Consider the following 18,582-nt stretch of genomic DNA (forward strand, 5'->3'; position numbering starts at 1 on the left):
TTGCCTTTAGAATCGGGCAAATTTTTTGCGAGGGAAGCAATAATGACGACCATGACAATTACCCGTCCAGACGATTGGCACACGCATTTACGAGATGGCGAGGTGTTGCAAGATACCGTTCGTGACATCAGCCGGTATATGGGACGCGCTATTATTATGCCGAATCTGATCCTGCCGGTGACCGATACCGAAGCCGCCCTGGCCTACCGTGATCGCATTCTTGCCGAAAAGCCCCAAGGCAATTTCTCCCCGCTGATGACCCTGTACCTCACTGATAACACCTCTCCCGACGAAGTCCGCAAAGCCAAAGCCACCGGCCATATCTACGCAGCCAAACTCTATCCGGCCGGCGCAACCACCAACTCCGATTCCGGCGTCACCGACATCGACAAACTGCTCCCGACGCTGGAAGCCATGGCTGAGATTGGCATGCCCTTGCTGATCCACGGCGAAGTGACGACCCATGAGGTCGATATCTTTGACCGCGAAAAGACCTTCCTCGACAGCGTGCTGGCACCGATTGTCGACAAGATGCCGAACCTGAAGATTGTGGTCGAACACATCACCACCAAAGAAGCGGTCGAATTCGTCCGTCAGGCAGGTCCGAACGTCGCGGCGACGATTACCGCTCACCACCTGATGTTCAACCGCAACCACATGCTGGCCGGTGGGATCCGCCCGCACTTCTACTGCCTGCCGATCCTCAAGCGCAACATTCACCAGCAGGCTCTGATCGAAGCGGCCACCAGCGGCAGCCCGAAATTCTTCCTCGGGACCGATTCCGCTCCGCACGCCCGCGGTCGTAAAGAATCAGCCTGTGGCTGCGCCGGCTCTTACACCGCGCACGCGGCGATTGAGCTGTATGCTGAAGTCTTCGAGCAAGCCGGGGCACTGAAGCACCTGGAAGCCTTCGCCAGCTTTAACGGCCCGGATTTCTACGGTCTGCCACGCAATACCGACACCATTACCCTGCGTAAAGAAAGCTGGGCGGTGCCGGAAACCATGGCCTTCGGCGATGATGTCGTAGTGCCAATCCGCGCCGGTGAAAGCATCCAATGGAAAGTGGCTGGCTAACCTCACTGACCGAGCCCAGCACGGCTCGGGCAATACAATTGAGACACAGCAATCAATTCCGGGGCCGAACTCAGTTCGGCCCCGGCTTTTTAAGCGCGCCGCCTCAGGTCGCCTCATCGCACCCCCCACTTCAACGACTTTGCGGCAGCGCCACCCGATGGAACAGGCGGTAGAGGACCGGCACCACGATCAGGGTCAGCACCGTAGCAAACCCCAAGCCAAACATAATGGTGACCGCCATCGGCTTGAAGAACACATCAGGCAGCAGCGGGATCATCCCGAGAATGGTGGTAATGGCGGCCATACAGACCGGACGGACCCGGCTCACCGATGCATCCACGATGGCCGCATATTTTTCCTTGCCGCTGCTGATTTCGATTTCGATCTGATCCAACAACACGATGCCGTTTTTCACCAGCATGCCCGATAAGCTGAGAAAGCCGAGCAGCGCCATAAACCCAAACGGCGTATTGAGCAACAGCAGGCCGGTAGTCACCCCGATCACCGCCAGCGGCACGGTCGCCCAGACAATCAGCGCTTCCTTCACTTTATTGAACAGGAAGATGGTGATCAGGAACATAAACAGATAGCCCATCGGCATGGTCTGGAACAACGATGCCTGGGCATCGGCTGAGGATTCATATTCCCCGCCCCACTCCAGCGCGTAGCCCGGCGGAAAGTCCAGCGCTTCAATCGCAGGCTGGATCCGCGCCTGGACCGTCGCTGCGGTTTCCTCGCCCAGCGGATCCGGGTCTGCCATGATGGTCAGCATCCGTTTGCGGTTCTTGCGCGCGATCAGCGGATCTTCCCAGCGCACATTGACGCCGGCGATCACCTGCTGCAACGGCACATAGCCGCCGACCGCCGGACTCCAGATCTTCATCCCTTCGATGGACGTCACATCGACCCGTTCATTGTCCGGTAACCGGGCAACAATCGGCATCAGGTTGGTCCCTTCCCGGTAGATCCCGACCGCTAAGCCGGAAAATGACATTTGCAGCAGATCATCGACATCCTGTTTGGTGATCCCGTAGCGCCGTGCCTGGCTTTCGTTGAATACCGGCTCCAGCACCTTGGTCCGCTCCCGCCAGTCATGACGGATATAGAATGCCCCCGGATCGGCCTGCATGATCGCATCGACCTGCTTGGCCAGCCCGCGCAGCACGGTCGGATCCGGCCCGACCAGCCGGGCCTCGATTTTAGCCCCGGAGGACGGCCCCAGCATGATTTGCTTGAGCTTATACTCCAGCTCCGGATATCGGGCATCCAGTCGCTGACTGAACTGACGCATCACCGGCACCACGTCTTCATAACGGTTCACCCGGATAATCAGCTCCCCATACGCGGCGTAACTTTTCTCCGGCGCATAGGTCAGCATAAACCGCTGCGAGCCCTTCCCGGCACTGGCACTGACATAAGCCACCGCCTCACTCTCGCGAAGTTCCGTTTCCAGCTCAGCCAGCTTGGCATCGGTCGCCCGGATATCCGTCCCTTCCGGCAGCCAGATATCGACCATAAACATCGGGGTGATCGATGCAGGAAAAAAGGACTGTTTGAGCAAACCAAAACCATACAGGCTCACCCCCAGCATGGCCACCAGCACAATCACCGTCAGCCAGGCCCGGCGCATACACCATTCGAGAAATGCCCGGTACACCACAAACAGTTTGCCTTTGTAGGGATCCACGTCTTCACTGCTGCTCCCGCTTTTCTGCTGGCGAAAGAACAGATCGCCAAAGAACGGCGTCAGGGAGATGGCCGTGAACCAGCTCAACATCAGCGACACCAACAGTACAGTGAACAAGGTCCGGCAATACTCACCGGTGGAGTCCTGCGACAGCCCAATCGGCGCAAACGCCATCACCGCAATCACCGTGGCCCCCAGCAGCGGCCATTTGGTCTGGGTCACGATATCCGAGGCGGCTTCCATCCGGGTGCGCCCTTTCTGCATGCCGATCAAGATCCCTTCGACCACCACAATGGCATTATCCACCAGCATCCCGAGCGCAATGACCAGCGCCCCCAGCGAGATCCGCTGCAAGTCGATCGCCATCCACTTCATAAACACAAAGGTGCCCAGCACCGTCAGCAACAAGATCAGGCCAATGAGCAAGCCGGAGCGCAGACCCATGAAAAACAGCAAGACGATGATCACGATTGCGACCGCCTGACCCAGACTGATCACAAAGCCGCTGACGGACTTGTCGACTTCGGTCGGCTGGCTATAAACGGCACCGATATTGATCCCGATCGGTTGCTGCTCCTTGAGCTCGGCGAGGCGAATTTGCACCCGCTGCCCCACTTCCACCACGTTAACCCCGGCGGCAAACGCCACCCCGACATGCAGAGCCTGCTTGCCGTTATAGCTCACCAGGTTGGACGGGATTTCCTTGAATCCCCGCCGGATATCCGCCACATCCCGCAAGTAAATCAAGCCCTCGGCACCGGATTCGGTAATGATCAGATCCCCCAGCTCATCCACATCCTGGAACTCCCCGGTCGGGTGCACCCGGATATACTCATCGCCAATCCGAACGGCCCCGGCGCTGGTCACCAGGTTCTGAGTCTGCAGGGTGCTGTAAATGGTTTGCGGGGAGATCCCGAGGCTGCTCAGCCGCTGCATGGAGATTTCGATAAACACCTGCTCTTGCTGGGTCCCGGTGACGGACACCTTGGCCACTCCATTGACCAGCTCCAGCTCCCGGCGCAGGTAATCGACATAGTCGCTCAGCTCTTTGTAACTGTAGCCATCCCCGGTGATCGCCAGCAGCACCCCGAACACATCCCCGAAATCATCGATCACCTGCGGTTCATGGACGCCGGGAGACAGGCTGGGTTTCAAGTCGTTGACCTTACGGCGCAGCTCATCCCAGATTTGCGGCAAATCATTCGGGCCGTAATTGTTTTTCATGGTCACCGTAATTTGGGACAACCCGCGGCTTGAAATCGAATTAATTTCGTCCACATAGGCCAGCTGCTGGATCGCCTTCTCGATCGGGTAGGTGACTTCCTCTTCGACCTGAAGCGGGGTTGCCCCCGGATACGCGGTCACCACCATGGCATCTTTGATGGTAAACGCCGGGTCTTCCAGCCGCCCGAGTCCGAAAAAAGACAAAGTCCCGCCAATGAGGAAGATCAGCGTTAACATCCAGCTGATCACTTTGTTTTGGATAAAATAGGCGGCAATGTCTTGTTTCATTTTATTCTGCCTCGCTGTCGACAATACTCACCTGCTGTCCGTCCTGCAGATGGTTTCCCCCGGCGACCACAATCTGCTCGCCCGCTTCCACCCCGGCGCGTAATCGCGCCCCTTGCGGGATGACCTTGTCGAACACCACCCGGCGCTTCGCCACCCGGTTCTCATCCCCGACCACCCAGACAAACTTATTCTCAGGACTGAGCGGATCGCCATCCTGGTTAAAAACCGCTTCGATCGGGATCACTACCTCATTCTGCTGGTAGATTTTGAGCTTCTGGGCATCGGCGCGCACTTCCACCGGCATCCCGTCCAGAATGAACTGCTGCGGCGGCATCGGCATGGTCAAGGTCACCAGAAAAGAGCCCAGCTCCGGGTCCGGCTCGGTGGTGAACTCTTTGAGCCGGGCTTCATACGCGGTTCCGTCACTTAAAATCACCTGGGCACCCGGTTTGGATTGCTGCACTTCCACCGCAGTACTTTGCGAATAAATCATATCCGGCGCCTGGATAATGATGTCGACCCAATCCATCCGGTGGATATTCATGATCCCCTGTCCGGCCTGCACATTTTCAAACTGCTCGACCGGGATCCGGGAAATCACTCCGTCGAACGGCGCTCTCAGCTCGGTAAAGGTCAGGCGTAATTTGTTGAGATTCAGGTGCGCCAGGGCAATCCGGCGCTGGGCCTTGAGCTCATCAAACTGGGATTGCGACAGAAAACCGCGTTTGACCAGTGTGGCCGAGCGCCGATACTGGCTGTCAGCAACATCATATTTGGCCTGGGCATCATCGACGGCCAGCCGGTAATCGGTCGTATCGAGCTGAGCCAGCAACTGGCCTGCCTTCACTTTTTCGCCGGGCTTAATATGGATGCGCGTCACTTCCCCGGGAATGCGGAACGACAAGCGGGATTTATCCGCCGCCGCGGCCACCGCCGGAAAACTCAGTTGGGGCGAGCTCTGCGCCAGTTGTACCGATTGCACCTTCACCGGCGCCACCACCACCCGTGCTTCTACAGCCTGCTGCCCGCATCCGTTCAACAAGCTCATCGACAACAGGCCCAGCCCAAGCAGCCATGCCTGCCGGTATTCTGACCGGCCGCCGTCCCCGCGAACCTCAGCCTGCCGTTTCTCAAATGGTCGATGCCTGCACGCCATGCTATAGCCCCCGCTCTTTCACCCAGGCCCGGACCACCTGGCCTTCCTGCAACTGCTCAACCCCGGAGGTGACAATCAAATCGCCATCGTTCAGGCCGCTGATCACCCGCCGCTGCGCATCCAGCGTGACCTGGACCTTGCTGACCACCCCGCTGGCATCGACCCGCCAGACATAACTGAGCTTGCCCTCATGCATGATGGCTCGCGACGGCAGAGCGCCGCTGCTGCCAACGGGCAGGGAAATCTGTACCTGGCCGGCCATCCCCGGCAGCAGGTTATGCCCCGCCGGTTTTTCCATCGACAAGGTGACTTTATAACTGGAGGTTTTCGAGTCTGCTTCGGTATCGATTTCCTTGAACTGGGCCGGGAAAGTCTGGCCCGGCAAGGTGTCGAAGGTCACCCGGGGGTTGGCGTCGAAATCACCCTGATAACGGGCCAGCAGATGATCCGGCAACTGAAAGGTCACATTGATGAGCCCGGCGCTCTGGATGTGCATCACCGGTGCTTTGGCGGCCACGTATTCATAGTTCTCCACCATCGAGAGCGATAAATTGCCGTCATAAGGCGCCAGCAAGGTGGCATAGCCCAAATTTGCCCGGGCTTGCTCCAGCGCTGCGGTAGCCTGGCTGAGCGCGGCTTTGGATTCATCGTACGCCAGTTCAGAAATCACCCGGGTGCGGCGCAGCTGTTGATCGCGCTTGAATTGGACGGACGCCAGCTCGTGATTGGCCCGGGCTTGTTCAAGCAACTGCTCCAGCTCATCGGTTTTCAGCTTGGCCAGTTCCTGCCCCCGCCGGACCACCGTCCCCGGCCGGACCGCGACCTTCTCCAGCTGGCCGGACACCCGGAACGTCAGGACCGCTTTATCCCCGGCTTCAATGCGGGCCGGAAAAGTCCGGTAGGTGTCATTGTCACCGACCGAAACCGCCTGAAGTTTGACCGGTCTGGAAGCGGGCTCCGGGATTGTGACCGGCTCCTGGCAACCAAGCAGCCAGACGCTGCCAAGTGCAGCAACGAACCATTTCATAACGCTCCTTTATCAGGGCATGCCAGAGACGGATGAGGCTATCGAGATTAATAGTTTAGTCGATAACCAGCCGTGCTCTGGCGGCAACTGACGAAAAGCGAAGGGAAAAGCGTGGGATCGCCCAAGGATGAGACAAGGCGTTCAGCGGCGAGAATCCGGGGCCGAGTCATACAACGGGCCATAAAATGGGCCATAAAACGAGGTACAAACGAGCCATAAAAAAAAAAGAGCGCCGCAGCGCTCCTTTTTTGAAAGTTCGCCTGAGAATTAGGCATCCATTTCGGCAATTTTGACTTTCCAGGTGTCCGGACCAGTCTGGTGCGCATTGGTGCCTTCGGCATCCACGGCAACCGTCACCGGCATATCTTCGACCTCGAATTCGTAGATCGCTTCCATGCCCAGATCTTCAAAGGCCACCACGCGTGCCTTCTTGATCGCTTTAGCCACCAGGTACGCCGCACCGCCGACCGCCATCAGGTACACGGCTTTGTGCTCCTTGATGGACTCAATCGCCGCCGGACCACGCTCTGCTTTCCCAATCATCCCGGTCAAACCGGCTTGGCTCAGCATCATGTCGGTGAACTTGTCCATCCGGGTTGACGTTGTCGGGCCTGCCGGACCTACCACTTCGTCACCCACGGCATCCACCGGACCGACGTAGTAAATAAAGCGGTTATTGAAGTCGACCGGGAAGTCTTCGCCTTTGGCCAGCATATCGGCAATGCGTTTGTGCGCCGCATCCCGGCCAGTCAGGATCTTGCCGGACAGCAGCAAGGTCTCGCCGGATTTCCACTCCTGAACGTCAGCTTTGGTCACGTTGTCCAGGTTAACGCGGCGAACGCTCTCACCCACTTCCCAGGTCACTTCCGGCCAGTCTTCCAGTTTCGGCGGCGTCAGCTCTGCCGGACCGGAGCCATCAAGGGTAAAGTGAACGTGACGGGTCGCGGCACAGTTCGGGATCATGCACACTGGTTTGGACGCCGCATGGGTCGGCGCCGTTTTGATTTTCACATCCACGACGGTCGTCAGGCCACCCAGGCCCTGGGCACCAATGCCCAGCTTGTTGACGCGGTTGAAAATGTCCAGACGCAACGTTTCTTCGGCGTTCTGCGGGCCGCGCTCGATCAGCTCGTGAATATCAACCGACTCCATCAGGGATTCTTTTGCCAGTACCGCGGCTTTTTCTGCCGTACCGCCAATCCCGATCCCCAGCATGCCCGGTGGACACCAGCCAGCGCCCATCAGCGGCACGGTTTTTTCAACCCACTCAGCAATATCGTCCGACGGGTTCAGCATCACCATCTTGGTTTTGTTTTCCGAACCGCCGCCCTTAGCTGCAATCTGGATCTCAACTTTGTTGCCCGGCACCATATCAATGTGAACCACGGCCGGGGCATTATCACGGGTGTTTTTACGGCTGCCGGCCGGATCAGCAACCACTGACGCCCGTAGCGGGTTGTCCGGATTGGTGTATGCCAGACGTACCCCTTCATCCACCATTTCCTGCACGGTCAGATCGCTGTCCCACTGAACATTCATGCCGATTTTGACAAAGCAGGTCACAATCCCGGTATCCTGACAGATCGGGCGATGACCTTCCGCAGACATCCGGGAGTTGATCAGGATCTGCGCAATGGCATCTTTCGCGGCCTGGCTCTGCTCCTTGTTGTAGGCTTTTTCCAGCGCCTGTACAAAATCCAGCGGGTGGTAATAAGAGATGTATTGCAGCGCATCAGCCACGCTGTCGATCACATCTTGCTTACGGATGACGGTCATAATTGCCCTCGTTGATTGTTATCATAGTGCGGCGCCCGGTCGATGCTTCCAGTGTGGGACGTCGTTGCGCTCCGGATCGCTGCGTGTAGGGAATGCATGCAGTCTCGGCAACCACGCGGCCAGGTGATAGACGGCTCCCCTTGGTCAGCCGTTGCCGGACGGCGGCAAGAAACTGGCAAGGGAAAACGTTTGGGCGTCGTATTAAAATCTGCGTTTATGATACTCTTGCCGACAATTTCGCGCCATGCGCCAACTGAACACCTGTCACAAAAAAGAAAATGATTTGTAAATCACACCCTGAACTCAGCATTGAAGCCCTCGCGTACACCGAGCAAGCCTCGCTTGCCTGGTTTACACCGTTCTCCGGCCAGCCATGGGCTATGATATTACGCTCTGCCGCACAGGATCATCCGGATAATCGCTATGACATTCTGGTTGCTGATCCTTTAGCCACTCTGGAGACCCGGGGCGACATCACACGCATCCGCTATGCCAACGGTGATGAGAAAACCAGCTCCGCAGATCCGTTTACCCTGATCGAGCAAATCCAGGCAGAACTATTACCTGCATGCAAGCCTGTGAAAGATATCCCTTTTCAGGGCGGCGTGCTGGGTTATTTTGCCTATGACCTCGGCCGCCGGGTGGAGCAGATGCCGTCACTGGCCGCGCAGGATATCGCCGCACCGGAAATGGCGGTCGGGATCTATGACTGGGCGCTGATTGCCGATCACCACACCCGCGAGCTGTATCTGGTATCGCCGGCAGGCAGCGAACGCAAAGCCTGGCTCGAAGCCCAACTCGCAGCCCACGCGCACGAACCGAAACAAGCTGACAACTTTTCGCTAACAACGCCATGGACCGCCAATATGAGCAAAGCCGAATACGACGGTAAGTTTGCTCAGGTGCAGGAATACCTGCGTTCAGGCGATTGCTACCAGATCAACCTGGCTCAGCGCTTTCAGGCCGGTTTTCAGGGGGATGCGTGGCAGGCTTACCTGCGCCTGGAGCAGACCAACGGCGCGCCGTTTTCCGGGTTTATCCACACCGACGACCACGCCATTGTTTCAGTGTCCCCGGAACGCTTTCTGCGACACCACCAGGGCATGGTGGAAACCAAACCGATCAAGGGCACCCGGCCTCGGGGAGAGACCCCTGAGCAGGATCTGGCGCAGGCCCATGCGCTGCAAACGGCCGAAAAAGATCGGTCCGAGAACCTGATGATCGTCGATCTGCTGCGCAACGACATTGGCCGGGTCGCCAGTCCCGGCTCAGTCAAGGTGCCGAAGCTGTTTGAGATTGAGAGCTTCCCGGCGGTTCACCACCTGGTCAGCACCGTGACCGGCACCCTGGACAACCGCTACTCACCGCTGGATTTGCTGCGCGCCTGTTTCCCCGGCGGCTCGATTACCGGCGCACCGAAAATCCGGGCAATGGAAATTATTGAGGAGCTGGAACCGCACCGACGCAGCGTGTACTGCGGCAGCATCGGCTATCTCAGCCGCTGCGGCCAAATGGATACCAGCATCACCATCAGGACGCTGATTTCACAGGACAATACCCTGTATGCCTGGGCCGGGGGCGGCCTGGTGGCTGACAGTCAGGCCGACAGCGAGTATCAAGAAACACTGGACAAGCTGAGTAAAATTCTGCCAATCTTGGAACAAGCGCCGAAATAATCGGCATTTGATCAAGGAAAGAACGCAAGAGAGTCGACCGGTACGCAAGTACTGCGGTGATCGCCCGATCACCTGGCGGCGGCAGTCACGCGCTGTCGCAGGTCGACCTCCGGATCACGGACGACACATGAACGATCAGCAACAACTGTTAACCCGCTTCCTGCTTGCCCCTCAGGCAAACTACGATCCGAGCCATACGGCCCGGATCCGCCAGCACCTTGCCCGTCGCCAGACGCTGAAGCAAGCAGCCGTGCTGATCCCGCTGGTGCCACGAGGCAACAGTTTTCACGTTGTGTTTACCCGCCGTGCCAATCATTTGAAACACCATCCTGGCCAGGTATCGTTCCCTGGCGGACGCCAAGAACCTCAAGATGTTGATTTAATTGAAACCGCCCTTCGTGAGACGGCAGAGGAAACTGGCATTTTATGCAGCAGGGAGCACATCCTGGGGCAGCTGCCGGCCCTCCCGACCATCAGTGGCTATCTGGTCACGCCTTACCTGTCGGTGATCTCACCCAACTACCGGCCAGAACTGGACCCAAATGAAGTGGACGCACTGTTTGAAGTGCCCATTCGCCACCTATTAAACCCGATGAATATGCATACGGAACACGTTCGTATCAATGGCGAGAACCACAATATTTATGCAATTCCCTATCGACAATATTCAATCTGGGGAGCGACTGCACAGATGGTCAAACTCCTCTCAACCCAGCTCTGGTATTAGTTAGAATTATCCCACACCTTAGTTTTCCTTATTTTACCCCGTCGCAATGTGTGATTCAGATCACTTTTAATTGTATTGCAATTTGCATCCGTTACATAACGAGATCTTGATCAAAGTTTTCCCCCCCTAAATCCTCAAAATGCGCGCCGTTCCTATATTCCGTTCCGTAACTCAAACTTAGGTATATAACCATGAATACCACGTCAAACTCAGCAGTATCCTCTACTGCCAAAGCCAGTTGGACATACAAAGATTTCACCTGGGCCCTATCGCTGTTTGGTACAGCCGTCGGTGCCGGTGTCCTGTTCCTGCCGATTAAAGCTGGTGCCGGCGGTTTCTGGCCTCTGGTCATCCTGGCGCTGATTGCCCTGCCAATGACTTGGTTTGCGCACAAAAGCCTGGCTCGTTTCGTTCTTTCCGCAAAAAATCCTGAATCCGATATTACTGATACTGTTGAAGAGCACTTCGGTAAAACTGGCGCGAACATCATCACTTTCGCTTACTTTTTCGCCATTTACCCAATCGTGCTGATCTACGGTGTCGGGATCACCAACACCGTTGACTCGTTCATGGTCAACCAGATGGGTATGGAATCTGTACCACGCTGGCTGCTGTCCGGCGGCCTGATCCTGGCCATGACTGCAGGTGTTGTGTTCGGTAAAGAACTAATGCTGAAAGCGACTTCAATGATGGTTTACCCGCTGGTATTCATCCTGATCGCACTGTCTGTTTACCTGGTTCCTGAGTGGAACACATCGATGGTGGAAGTCGCCCCAGACTGGAGCGGTATGCCATCTGTAATCTGGCTGGCGATTCCAATCATCGTGTTCTCATTCAACCACAGCCCGATCATCAGCCAGTTCTCAAAAGAACAGCGCCGTGTATACGGTGACAACGCGGTGAAGAAAACAGACATGATCACCGGCGGTGCCGCGATGATGCTGATGGGCTTCGTGATGTTCTTCGTATTCTCCGTGGTTCTGTCTCTGTCTCCGGCTCAGCTGGCTGACGCGAAATCTCAGAACATCTCTGTTCTGTCTTACCTGGCGAACATCCATGAGTCTCCAATGATCTCGCTGATGGGCCCACTGGTTGCTTTTGCTGCAATTACTTCAAGCTACTTCGGTCACTTCCTGGGTGCCCACGAAGGTCTGGTCGGTCTGGTGAAATCCCGTTCTGGTATGCCAGTCAGCACAATCGAGAAAATCTCTCTGGCGTTCATCGTGATCACTACCTGGATCGTTGCGGTTATCAACCCAAGCATCCTGGGTATGATTGAAACCATGGGCGCACCAATGATTGCCGCGATTCTGTTCCTGATGCCAGTTTTCGCCATGTACAAAGTACCAGCGATGGCCAAGTACAAAACAGCAGCGCCTGCACGAATTTTCACAGCCCTGTGTGGTATTGCAGCCATTAGTTCTGTAATCTACGGTGCGCTTTAAAAACGCATCACGACGATTGTAGAAACTATTGCTAAAGCACATTATTCATACAAAAAAGTGTGCTACAACGCATAGTCATCTAAGACAATTTGCGTAGAATAGGTGATACTTAAGAGCAGGAAGCTTGTGCCGACTGCTCTTTTGTTTTTCTTGTGATCTCGCCAAGGAAGGGGCGGGAATTATAAAAACTATGACAGTCTTGGCCGGAGGCAAGATCGCTTCCCCCGACTGAGGTAAATCGCATGATCAGTGTTTTTGATATCTTCAAAATTGGTGTGGGCCCTTCCAGTTCGCACACGGTTGGTCCAATGAAAGCAGGTAAAGAGTTCATCGACGACCTGCGTACCATGGGCAAATTAAGTGATCTCACTAAGATTACCGTTGATGTATACGGCTCTCTTTCCCTCACCGGTAAAGGCCACCATACAGATATCGCAATTATCATGGGCCTGGCAGGCAACAGCCCTGAAAGCGTAGACATCGACAGCATTCCGGGTTTCATCGCGCGTGTCGAAGAAACTGAGCGTCTGCCACTGGACAATGACAGCCATACAGTCGCATTCCCGCGTGACGGCGGCATGAACTTCCACACCACCAACCTTCCTCTGCATGAAAATGGGATGACCATCCATGCTTGGTGTGGCGACGACGAAGTCTATACCAAAACCTATTACTCCATCGGCGGCGGTTTTATCGTCGACGAAGAAAACTTCGGCAAAGAAGCAGAATCCACGGTTCAGGTACCTTACGCCTTCACCACTGCCGAAGAGCTGGTGAACCAGTGTAAAGAAAGCGGCCTGTCGATCAGCAGCCTGACGATGGCCAACCAACGCGCCATGAACACGGAGCAGGAAATTCGCGACTACTTCGCCGGGATCTGGAGAACCATGACCGAGTGTATGGAGCGCGGCATGAACGAAGAAGGTATCCTGCCTGGTCCGCTTCGTGTTCCTCGCCGAGCTGCGGCACTGCGCCAGCAACTGATCACTAACGAGAAGCTGACCAACGATCCGATGACCGTGGTTGACTGGGTGAACATGTACGCCTTCGCGGTTAACGAAGAGAACGCAGCCGGTGGCCGTGTGGTCACAGCGCCAACCAACGGCGCCTGCGGGATCATCCCGGCCGTTCTGGCTTACTACGACAAGTTTATTCAGCCGGTTGGCGAGAAAGAGTACACCCGTTACTTTGCCGCTTCCGGTGCCATCGGTGGCCTGTACAAGCGCAACGCGTCAATCTCTGGCGCCGAAGTGGGCTGTCAGGGTGAAGTAGGCGTGGCTTGTTCCATGGCTGCAGCCGGTCTGGCTGAGCTGATGGGCGGTAGCCCGGAACAAGTATGTATGGCAGCTGAGATTGCCATGGAGCACAACCTGGGACTGACCTGTGACCCGGTTGCCGGCCAGGTTCAGGTTCCGTGTATCGAGCGTAACGGTATCGCCGCGGTGAAATCGATCAACGCCTCTCGTATGGCAATGCGCCGCTCTTCCGATCCGCGTGTCTCGCTGGACAAAGTCATCGAGACCATGCTGGAAACCGGTAAAGACATGAATGCCAAGTACCGTGAAACCTCTCAGGGCGGTCTGGCAATCAAGGTTATTTGCTAAGTCCCGCAACATCTGATGATTGAAAAGCTACCTTCGGGTAGCTTTTTTTGGCTGTTATTCTGCCGCCTATCAATATCACGCCCCCCGGCCTGGCCTCCCCGTCCCCGCATCAGGTACGCCACGACATCGCCCGTCTCTCACCCATCGGCCTTCCCTAGGCATCCGTCATGCCTTATCGGCAGATGTGAGTCACGGAAAGATAGCCGGTGCACTGCCGAGTAAAGCCGCAACTGAGTCGCAAACTGCTCCTGAGCGCTGACTCCTGAGCTCGGCTTCGTATGATCTTCTTCTTGGCCTTAACCAGCACTTCTGCCCCCTATCCTCGGGCAGCGTTATAGCCCTAGATATATAATCTTAGATACATAACCTTAGACGCTTGAACTGCCGCTGAGTACGACTGACACAAAAACCCTGCCCTGAAACACGACTGACGGGAACACGGATGAGGATGCAGCTCACAGCACTCCTAAGCCCCGCCTGACAAGCGGAGCACACAAATACCGGGCATAAAAAAACCTCGCCTTGGCGAGGTTTTTCATCAGCTAACTTTAGCGGGTCAACATTAAGCCGCAGCTTTCAGCGCCACTGATTCTTTTTTCAGTTCACCAACCGGCAGGATGGTGCGGCCGAATTCGTTGTTCAGCACCTGAGCCATTGCAAAGTAGATCGCGCTGGCACCACAGATGATGCCTTCAAACCCAGCGATAGTACCGATCAGCTCGCTACCCGTGAAATCACGCGCCGCCAGCAGGAAGAACAGAACCGTCAGCGAACCGAAAACAAACTGCTTGGCACGTGGGTAGCACAGTGAGCCGATAAACATGAAGCCTGTGAAAATGCCCCACAGCGCCAGGTACCAACCCATGAAACCAGCCGGGCTGGCAGGCAGACCCATGTATGGCATCACGATCAAACCGACCAGCGTCAGCCAGAACAGGCCGTAAGATGTAAAGGCGGTCGTACCGAACGTGTCACCACGTTTAAAGCACATCATGCCGACCAACACTTGGCTCAGACCGCCATAGAAAATCCCCATCGCCAGGATCATCGAGTCAATCGGAAAGAAACCCGCATTGTGGATATTCAGAAGAATGGTTGTCATCCCAAAACCCATCAGGCCAAGCGGCGCCGGGTTCGCTAATTTTGTAGACATGAAGTGCCCCTACAGGAAGGTTTTCAAAAAAAGTAATAACATTTCAAAAATGGTTGCACCTTAGGTGCGCGGCGCATTCTAAAGGAAGCTGCGTGGCAAATCAATCCGAAAAACGCCTGCTTTTTGTTCAAAAACAAAAAACCTTCGAATATTTATCATCTCAGTAAAGTTTTATTGTGTTTAATGAGCGCAATAAATGTAACTAGCTGTGACACACGTTTGATGTTTCACGAGACATTGAAATCAGGGCCTGTCTGGCTTTCCGGGCAATCAAGGCTGATTGCTCCTGAATTGAGATAGAAAAAAAGCAGCTTTACGCTGCTTTTTCTGATGAAGTCTGCTTTTTACGCTTCTATTCCGGCAGAGAAGCTTCTGTCAGCTGAGGTTGATGAGCTGTTTTACCGCTGGTATGCGGCGCCAAAGGGATTGCATGCCGTTCATTATTCGTCTGAGCCAACTGGGCTTGCAGCGCCTTGATTTGTGCCTGCTGGGCACTGACTAACTGATGCAATGCCGAGACCTGCCCATCCGGATTCAACTCGGGTTGATCCGGCGACGGTTGGCGGCGCGTCTCGGTCACGGCTTGTTTAATCTGGGCGGCCTGCATCTTGAGCGGCCGGTCTCTTAAATCGCTGTCATTGAGCGCCAGCGAAATTTGAAGCAACTTAGTTTCAATCTCCAGGAAGTGATTTTCATATTCGTCTTCACTGCGCTCACGCAGCAACTGCACTTCCTGTGCGATATGGGCCGCATGAGCCAATTCGAAACGGATCTTCTCTACCGCTTGCTCTATCTGCCCAAACGCCCGGGGGGAACGTTCAATCACGCCCTTGGCATTGAGGATTTCCGATTCAACCCGGGCAAAGCTAATGGGCGCATAATCTTTGACATCATTACTCCGCAACACCTCCAGGGCATCTTCCTGAGGCGCGACATGAATTTTCTTGATGGTACGCACTTCAAGGCTGTGTCCCCGCGACAGAAACTCTTCCTGCTCCTCCCCGGCGTCACTCAGCGCATCGTCCTCCACCAGGCGAAACAGCTTGGCATATAAACGGGTCAGCCGAACATATTCGCTGCGGTAATAGTGTCGGGCATCAATCGAGTCCAGATAATTGAGCTGGGTCATTGCTGGGGCCAGTACGTCATCCGCGACGGTTTTCAGATCCTGCAGCCGCGCCAGCGCGGCCGTGACCCGGCCGATTTCTTCAAAATAGCGATCCAGGTAGGTTTGTGAGGAAAACAGCGAATAGCTTTCAAACGCCAGGGACGGATTATCCTTCATCTCCTGATGAATTGCCGTGGCCTTTTGCCAGCTTGCCGTCAGGGTCGCGTATTGATCCGGCGAATACACCGCGAAGGCAGCAACATCGCCTAAACGCTGTTGCCATTGCAGATGGACGCCCATTGCTTGCTGAAACCGATCCTCGGTCTTGATTTGAGATGAAACTCCCTCTTCACCTTCAGGCGTGCTTGAACAGGCACTCAGTAAAGCAGCCAGACAAAGACAACAGGCTACTTTCCCAATTTGTTTCATATCTCATTCCGCTGATAAAAATGGCTGTGTACCACAGCGCAACTGTCGGCAGGCTCTGCGCCCGGCACCGTGTCTGCCGACAAAAGCTGTGTGTGATGTTCATGCTTGCCTGATAAATTGAGTAAACACTCAGCAATCAATCTAGTGTATCGGACTGTTCCCTGATGAAAAAGTTCTATTTCCCAATCACTTCGTGCTGAAGCCTTTCTGATTGATGAAATCCTTCATGAAAGGACGTGCTTCCTTACTCAGGGTCGCCGTAATTTGCTCAGTCCAGGACGTTTCTTTATTACCCCCGGTTCGGGTTTTGTAGTATTCGCGGACCTTGGCATCATATTGCGCCAGCAACTCGGTATCCAATGTGGGTTGGTAACTGTCTTGGTGGACAATCAGTTCCCGCGGCAATCGCGGCTTACGCTCCGGATCCTGCGCCGGATAGCCCAAGCATAAACCAAACAACGGGATCACATGATGCGGTAGTGACAATAATGTTGATACCTGTTCCGGATTGTTTCGGATTCCACCGATGAACACCCCACCCAAACCCATTGATTCGGCTGCCGTCAGCGCGTTTTGCGCCATCAACGCCGCATCCACCGCACCAATCAGGGTTTGCTCAGTAAAGCCGAGCTGCGCTTCAGGGTGAATGGCCTGATGCCGGTGAAAATCAGCGCAGAACACCAGAAACTCAGCCGCGGAAGCCACATACGGCTGACCGCCCGCATATTCCGCCAGCAACGCCCGTTTCTCCAGCGCAGTCACCCGAATAATGCTGACACACTGGATAAAACTGGAGGATGAAGCGGCAATCGCACAATCCAGGATCGCCGTCCGCTGCGCTTCTGAAATCGGCTGCTGGGTGAACTTGCGGATCGAGCGGTGCTGCAGGAGCGTTTCAACGGTCTGGTTCATGACTATCCTTATCTTCCTGAAAAAAACAGTATTGATGAGGTGACACTGTATCATAAGACATCGCCGGGTGGCATCCGGGATCCCGGCGTCCGGCAGAACTCTGACGAAAGCCTCACAAAGCCGACTGATCGCAGCAACATCCGTCGCAAACCTGATCCAGTATGCTCACCAGACGCTGTTTATTTAGTGGCAACGGGTTACCCTTAATGGCATTCGAGCGCAGGGCATTGTCAGCCACCTCATCAAACATCATATCGCACAGCCCGTACGAGGACAGCGCCGGTAACCCCAGCCGCTTCAGCGTCCGGCGGGCCCACAGGATCCCATCAATAATTTCGGCATTGATCCGCCCGGTCAGGATGCAGGCTAACTGCCGGTAACGATCCAGTACGTCCGTCCGACCGGCCTCCCGGGCCGCCGACACATTCTCCTGCATCACGAAAGGAACCAGTTGTGCGGTGATCAGGCCGTGAGGCGCCTCAAGACGCCCACCCAGCGCCGAGGCCAGGCCATGCGCGGCCCCCAACTTGCCGTTGGCGAGCGCCATCCCCCCCAGCATGGCCGCGAACGACATATCTGCCCGTGCCCGGGGATCATCATCTTCACAGGCGGCGAGCAGGGATCCTGACAGCCGACGCAAACCTTCCTCACATACCATATCAGTCAGCGGATTCGGTTCGCCGCAGACATAGGCTTCCATCAGATGGCTGAACGCATCCATCCCGCAATAGCCCGACATGATCGGATCCATCCCGTACGTCAGGGTCGGATCAACAATCGCCAGATCTGCCAGCATTTCCGGCCCTCGCAAGCTGACCTTCACCTGCTCCTGAGCTGAACGCAGTACCGCATTTTTACTTACCTCCGATCCCGTCCCGGCGGTCGTCGGCACCGCAATAAACGGCAGCGGTTTGGCCTGCAGCGGCACGTTGCGGCCGACGACTTCCACGTAGTCATAAACACTGCCCTGATTCGGGATCAGCGCCGCCAGCGCCTTGCCGGCATCAAGCACACTACCGCCGCCAATAGCCAGCACCATATCCGGACGGAACTTACGCCCCATGGCCGCCATCTCTTCAATCATGGCGATCAGGGGCTCACCATGGACCGCCACCTGTTGATAACGCATGCTCTGCTGTTTCAGGTAATTGATCACCGGCTCGGCCCGCTCGCTGTCTTTCCCGGTGACCAACAGCACGCTGTAGCCAAACTGATTCAGTGATGACAATGAATTCGTCAGCGCACCTTCACCAAAGATAATCCGCGTTGACGTCATAAACTGGAACATACCGACCT

Annotated in this window: 13 protein-coding genes; 5 read left to right on the forward strand and 8 right to left on the reverse strand. The window is 55.7% G+C overall.

Annotation, left to right across the window (positions count from 1 at the left end; all coding sequences use genetic code 11):
- The first annotated feature begins 42 nt into the window (after positions 1-42).
- A complete protein-coding gene (gene pyrC, locus VV869_RS00415) occupies positions 43-1,074 on the forward strand; it encodes a dihydroorotase (RefSeq protein ID WP_337733052.1) in 1,032 nt (343 codons plus the stop codon).
- 130 nt (positions 1,075-1,204) lie between these two features.
- Here the strand turns inward: pyrC and VV869_RS00420 are convergent, their stop codons facing one another.
- The 4 genes from VV869_RS00420 to VV869_RS00435 all read right to left on the reverse strand — a co-directional run bounded on the left by VV869_RS00420 (position 1,205) and on the right by VV869_RS00435 (position 8,232).
- The gene (locus VV869_RS00420; RefSeq protein ID WP_337733053.1) at positions 1,205-4,273 is read right to left on the reverse strand and encodes an efflux RND transporter permease subunit; all 3,069 of its coding nucleotides are present in this window, start codon (positions 4,271-4,273) and stop codon (positions 1,205-1,207) included.
- A gap of 1 nt (position 4,274) precedes the next feature.
- Positions 4,275-5,321 carry an efflux RND transporter periplasmic adaptor subunit gene (locus VV869_RS00425; protein ID WP_337733451.1) on the reverse strand — a complete coding sequence of 349 codons (1,047 nt, stop codon included), beginning with the start codon at positions 5,319-5,321 and terminating at the stop codon, positions 4,275-4,277.
- A gap of 109 nt (positions 5,322-5,430) precedes the next feature.
- Positions 5,431-6,456 carry an efflux RND transporter periplasmic adaptor subunit gene (locus VV869_RS00430; RefSeq protein ID WP_337733054.1) on the reverse strand — a complete coding sequence of 342 codons (1,026 nt, stop codon included), beginning with the start codon at positions 6,454-6,456 and terminating at the stop codon, positions 5,431-5,433.
- A 267-nt stretch (positions 6,457-6,723) separates the two neighbouring features.
- A complete protein-coding gene (locus VV869_RS00435; protein ID WP_337733055.1) occupies positions 6,724-8,232 on the reverse strand; it encodes a fumarate hydratase in 1,509 nt (502 codons plus the stop codon).
- Between the two features lie 278 nt (positions 8,233-8,510).
- Between VV869_RS00435 and pabB the strand changes: the two genes are divergently transcribed.
- The 4 genes from pabB (at position 8,511) to VV869_RS00455 (ending at position 13,684) form a co-directional block, all read left to right on the forward strand.
- Positions 8,511-9,908, forward strand: coding sequence for an aminodeoxychorismate synthase component I (gene pabB, locus VV869_RS00440; RefSeq protein ID WP_337733056.1), 1,398 nt, complete (start codon positions 8,511-8,513; stop codon positions 9,906-9,908).
- A gap of 127 nt (positions 9,909-10,035) precedes the next feature.
- On the forward strand, positions 10,036-10,635 hold the full coding sequence (locus tag VV869_RS00445) for a CoA pyrophosphatase (RefSeq protein ID WP_337733057.1): 600 nt from the start codon (positions 10,036-10,038) through the stop codon (positions 10,633-10,635).
- A 191-nt stretch (positions 10,636-10,826) separates the two neighbouring features.
- The gene (locus VV869_RS00450) at positions 10,827-12,080 is read left to right on the forward strand and encodes an aromatic amino acid transport family protein (protein ID WP_337733058.1); all 1,254 of its coding nucleotides are present in this window, start codon (positions 10,827-10,829) and stop codon (positions 12,078-12,080) included.
- 242 nt (positions 12,081-12,322) lie between these two features.
- Positions 12,323-13,684, forward strand: coding sequence for an L-serine ammonia-lyase (locus tag VV869_RS00455; protein ID WP_337733059.1), 1,362 nt, complete (start codon positions 12,323-12,325; stop codon positions 13,682-13,684).
- Positions 13,685-14,246: 562 nt separating this feature from the next.
- Here the strand turns inward: VV869_RS00455 and VV869_RS00460 are convergent.
- The 4 genes from VV869_RS00460 to VV869_RS00475 form a co-directional block, all read right to left on the reverse strand.
- Positions 14,247-14,837 carry an acetate uptake transporter gene (locus VV869_RS00460; RefSeq protein ID WP_337733061.1) on the reverse strand — a complete coding sequence of 197 codons (591 nt, stop codon included), beginning with the start codon at positions 14,835-14,837 and terminating at the stop codon, positions 14,247-14,249.
- A gap of 352 nt (positions 14,838-15,189) precedes the next feature.
- The gene (locus VV869_RS00465; RefSeq protein WP_337733062.1) at positions 15,190-16,374 is read right to left on the reverse strand and encodes a hypothetical protein; all 1,185 of its coding nucleotides are present in this window, start codon (positions 16,372-16,374) and stop codon (positions 15,190-15,192) included.
- 186 nt (positions 16,375-16,560) lie between these two features.
- Entirely contained in the window at positions 16,561-17,286 is a 726-nt protein-coding gene (gene nfsA, locus VV869_RS00470; protein WP_337733063.1) for an oxygen-insensitive NADPH nitroreductase, read from the reverse strand.
- Positions 17,287-17,398: 112 nt separating this feature from the next.
- Positions 17,399-18,574: an iron-containing alcohol dehydrogenase gene (locus tag VV869_RS00475; RefSeq protein WP_337733064.1), complete on the reverse strand. Its 1,176-nt coding sequence runs from the start codon at positions 18,572-18,574 to the stop codon at positions 17,399-17,401.
- Positions 18,575-18,582: the final 8 nt, after the last annotated feature.

Origin of the sequence: Photobacterium sp. MCCC 1A19761, assembly GCF_037389125.1 — a bacterium.
In the GTDB taxonomy this organism is placed as follows: Bacteria; Pseudomonadota; Gammaproteobacteria; order Enterobacterales; family Vibrionaceae; genus Photobacterium.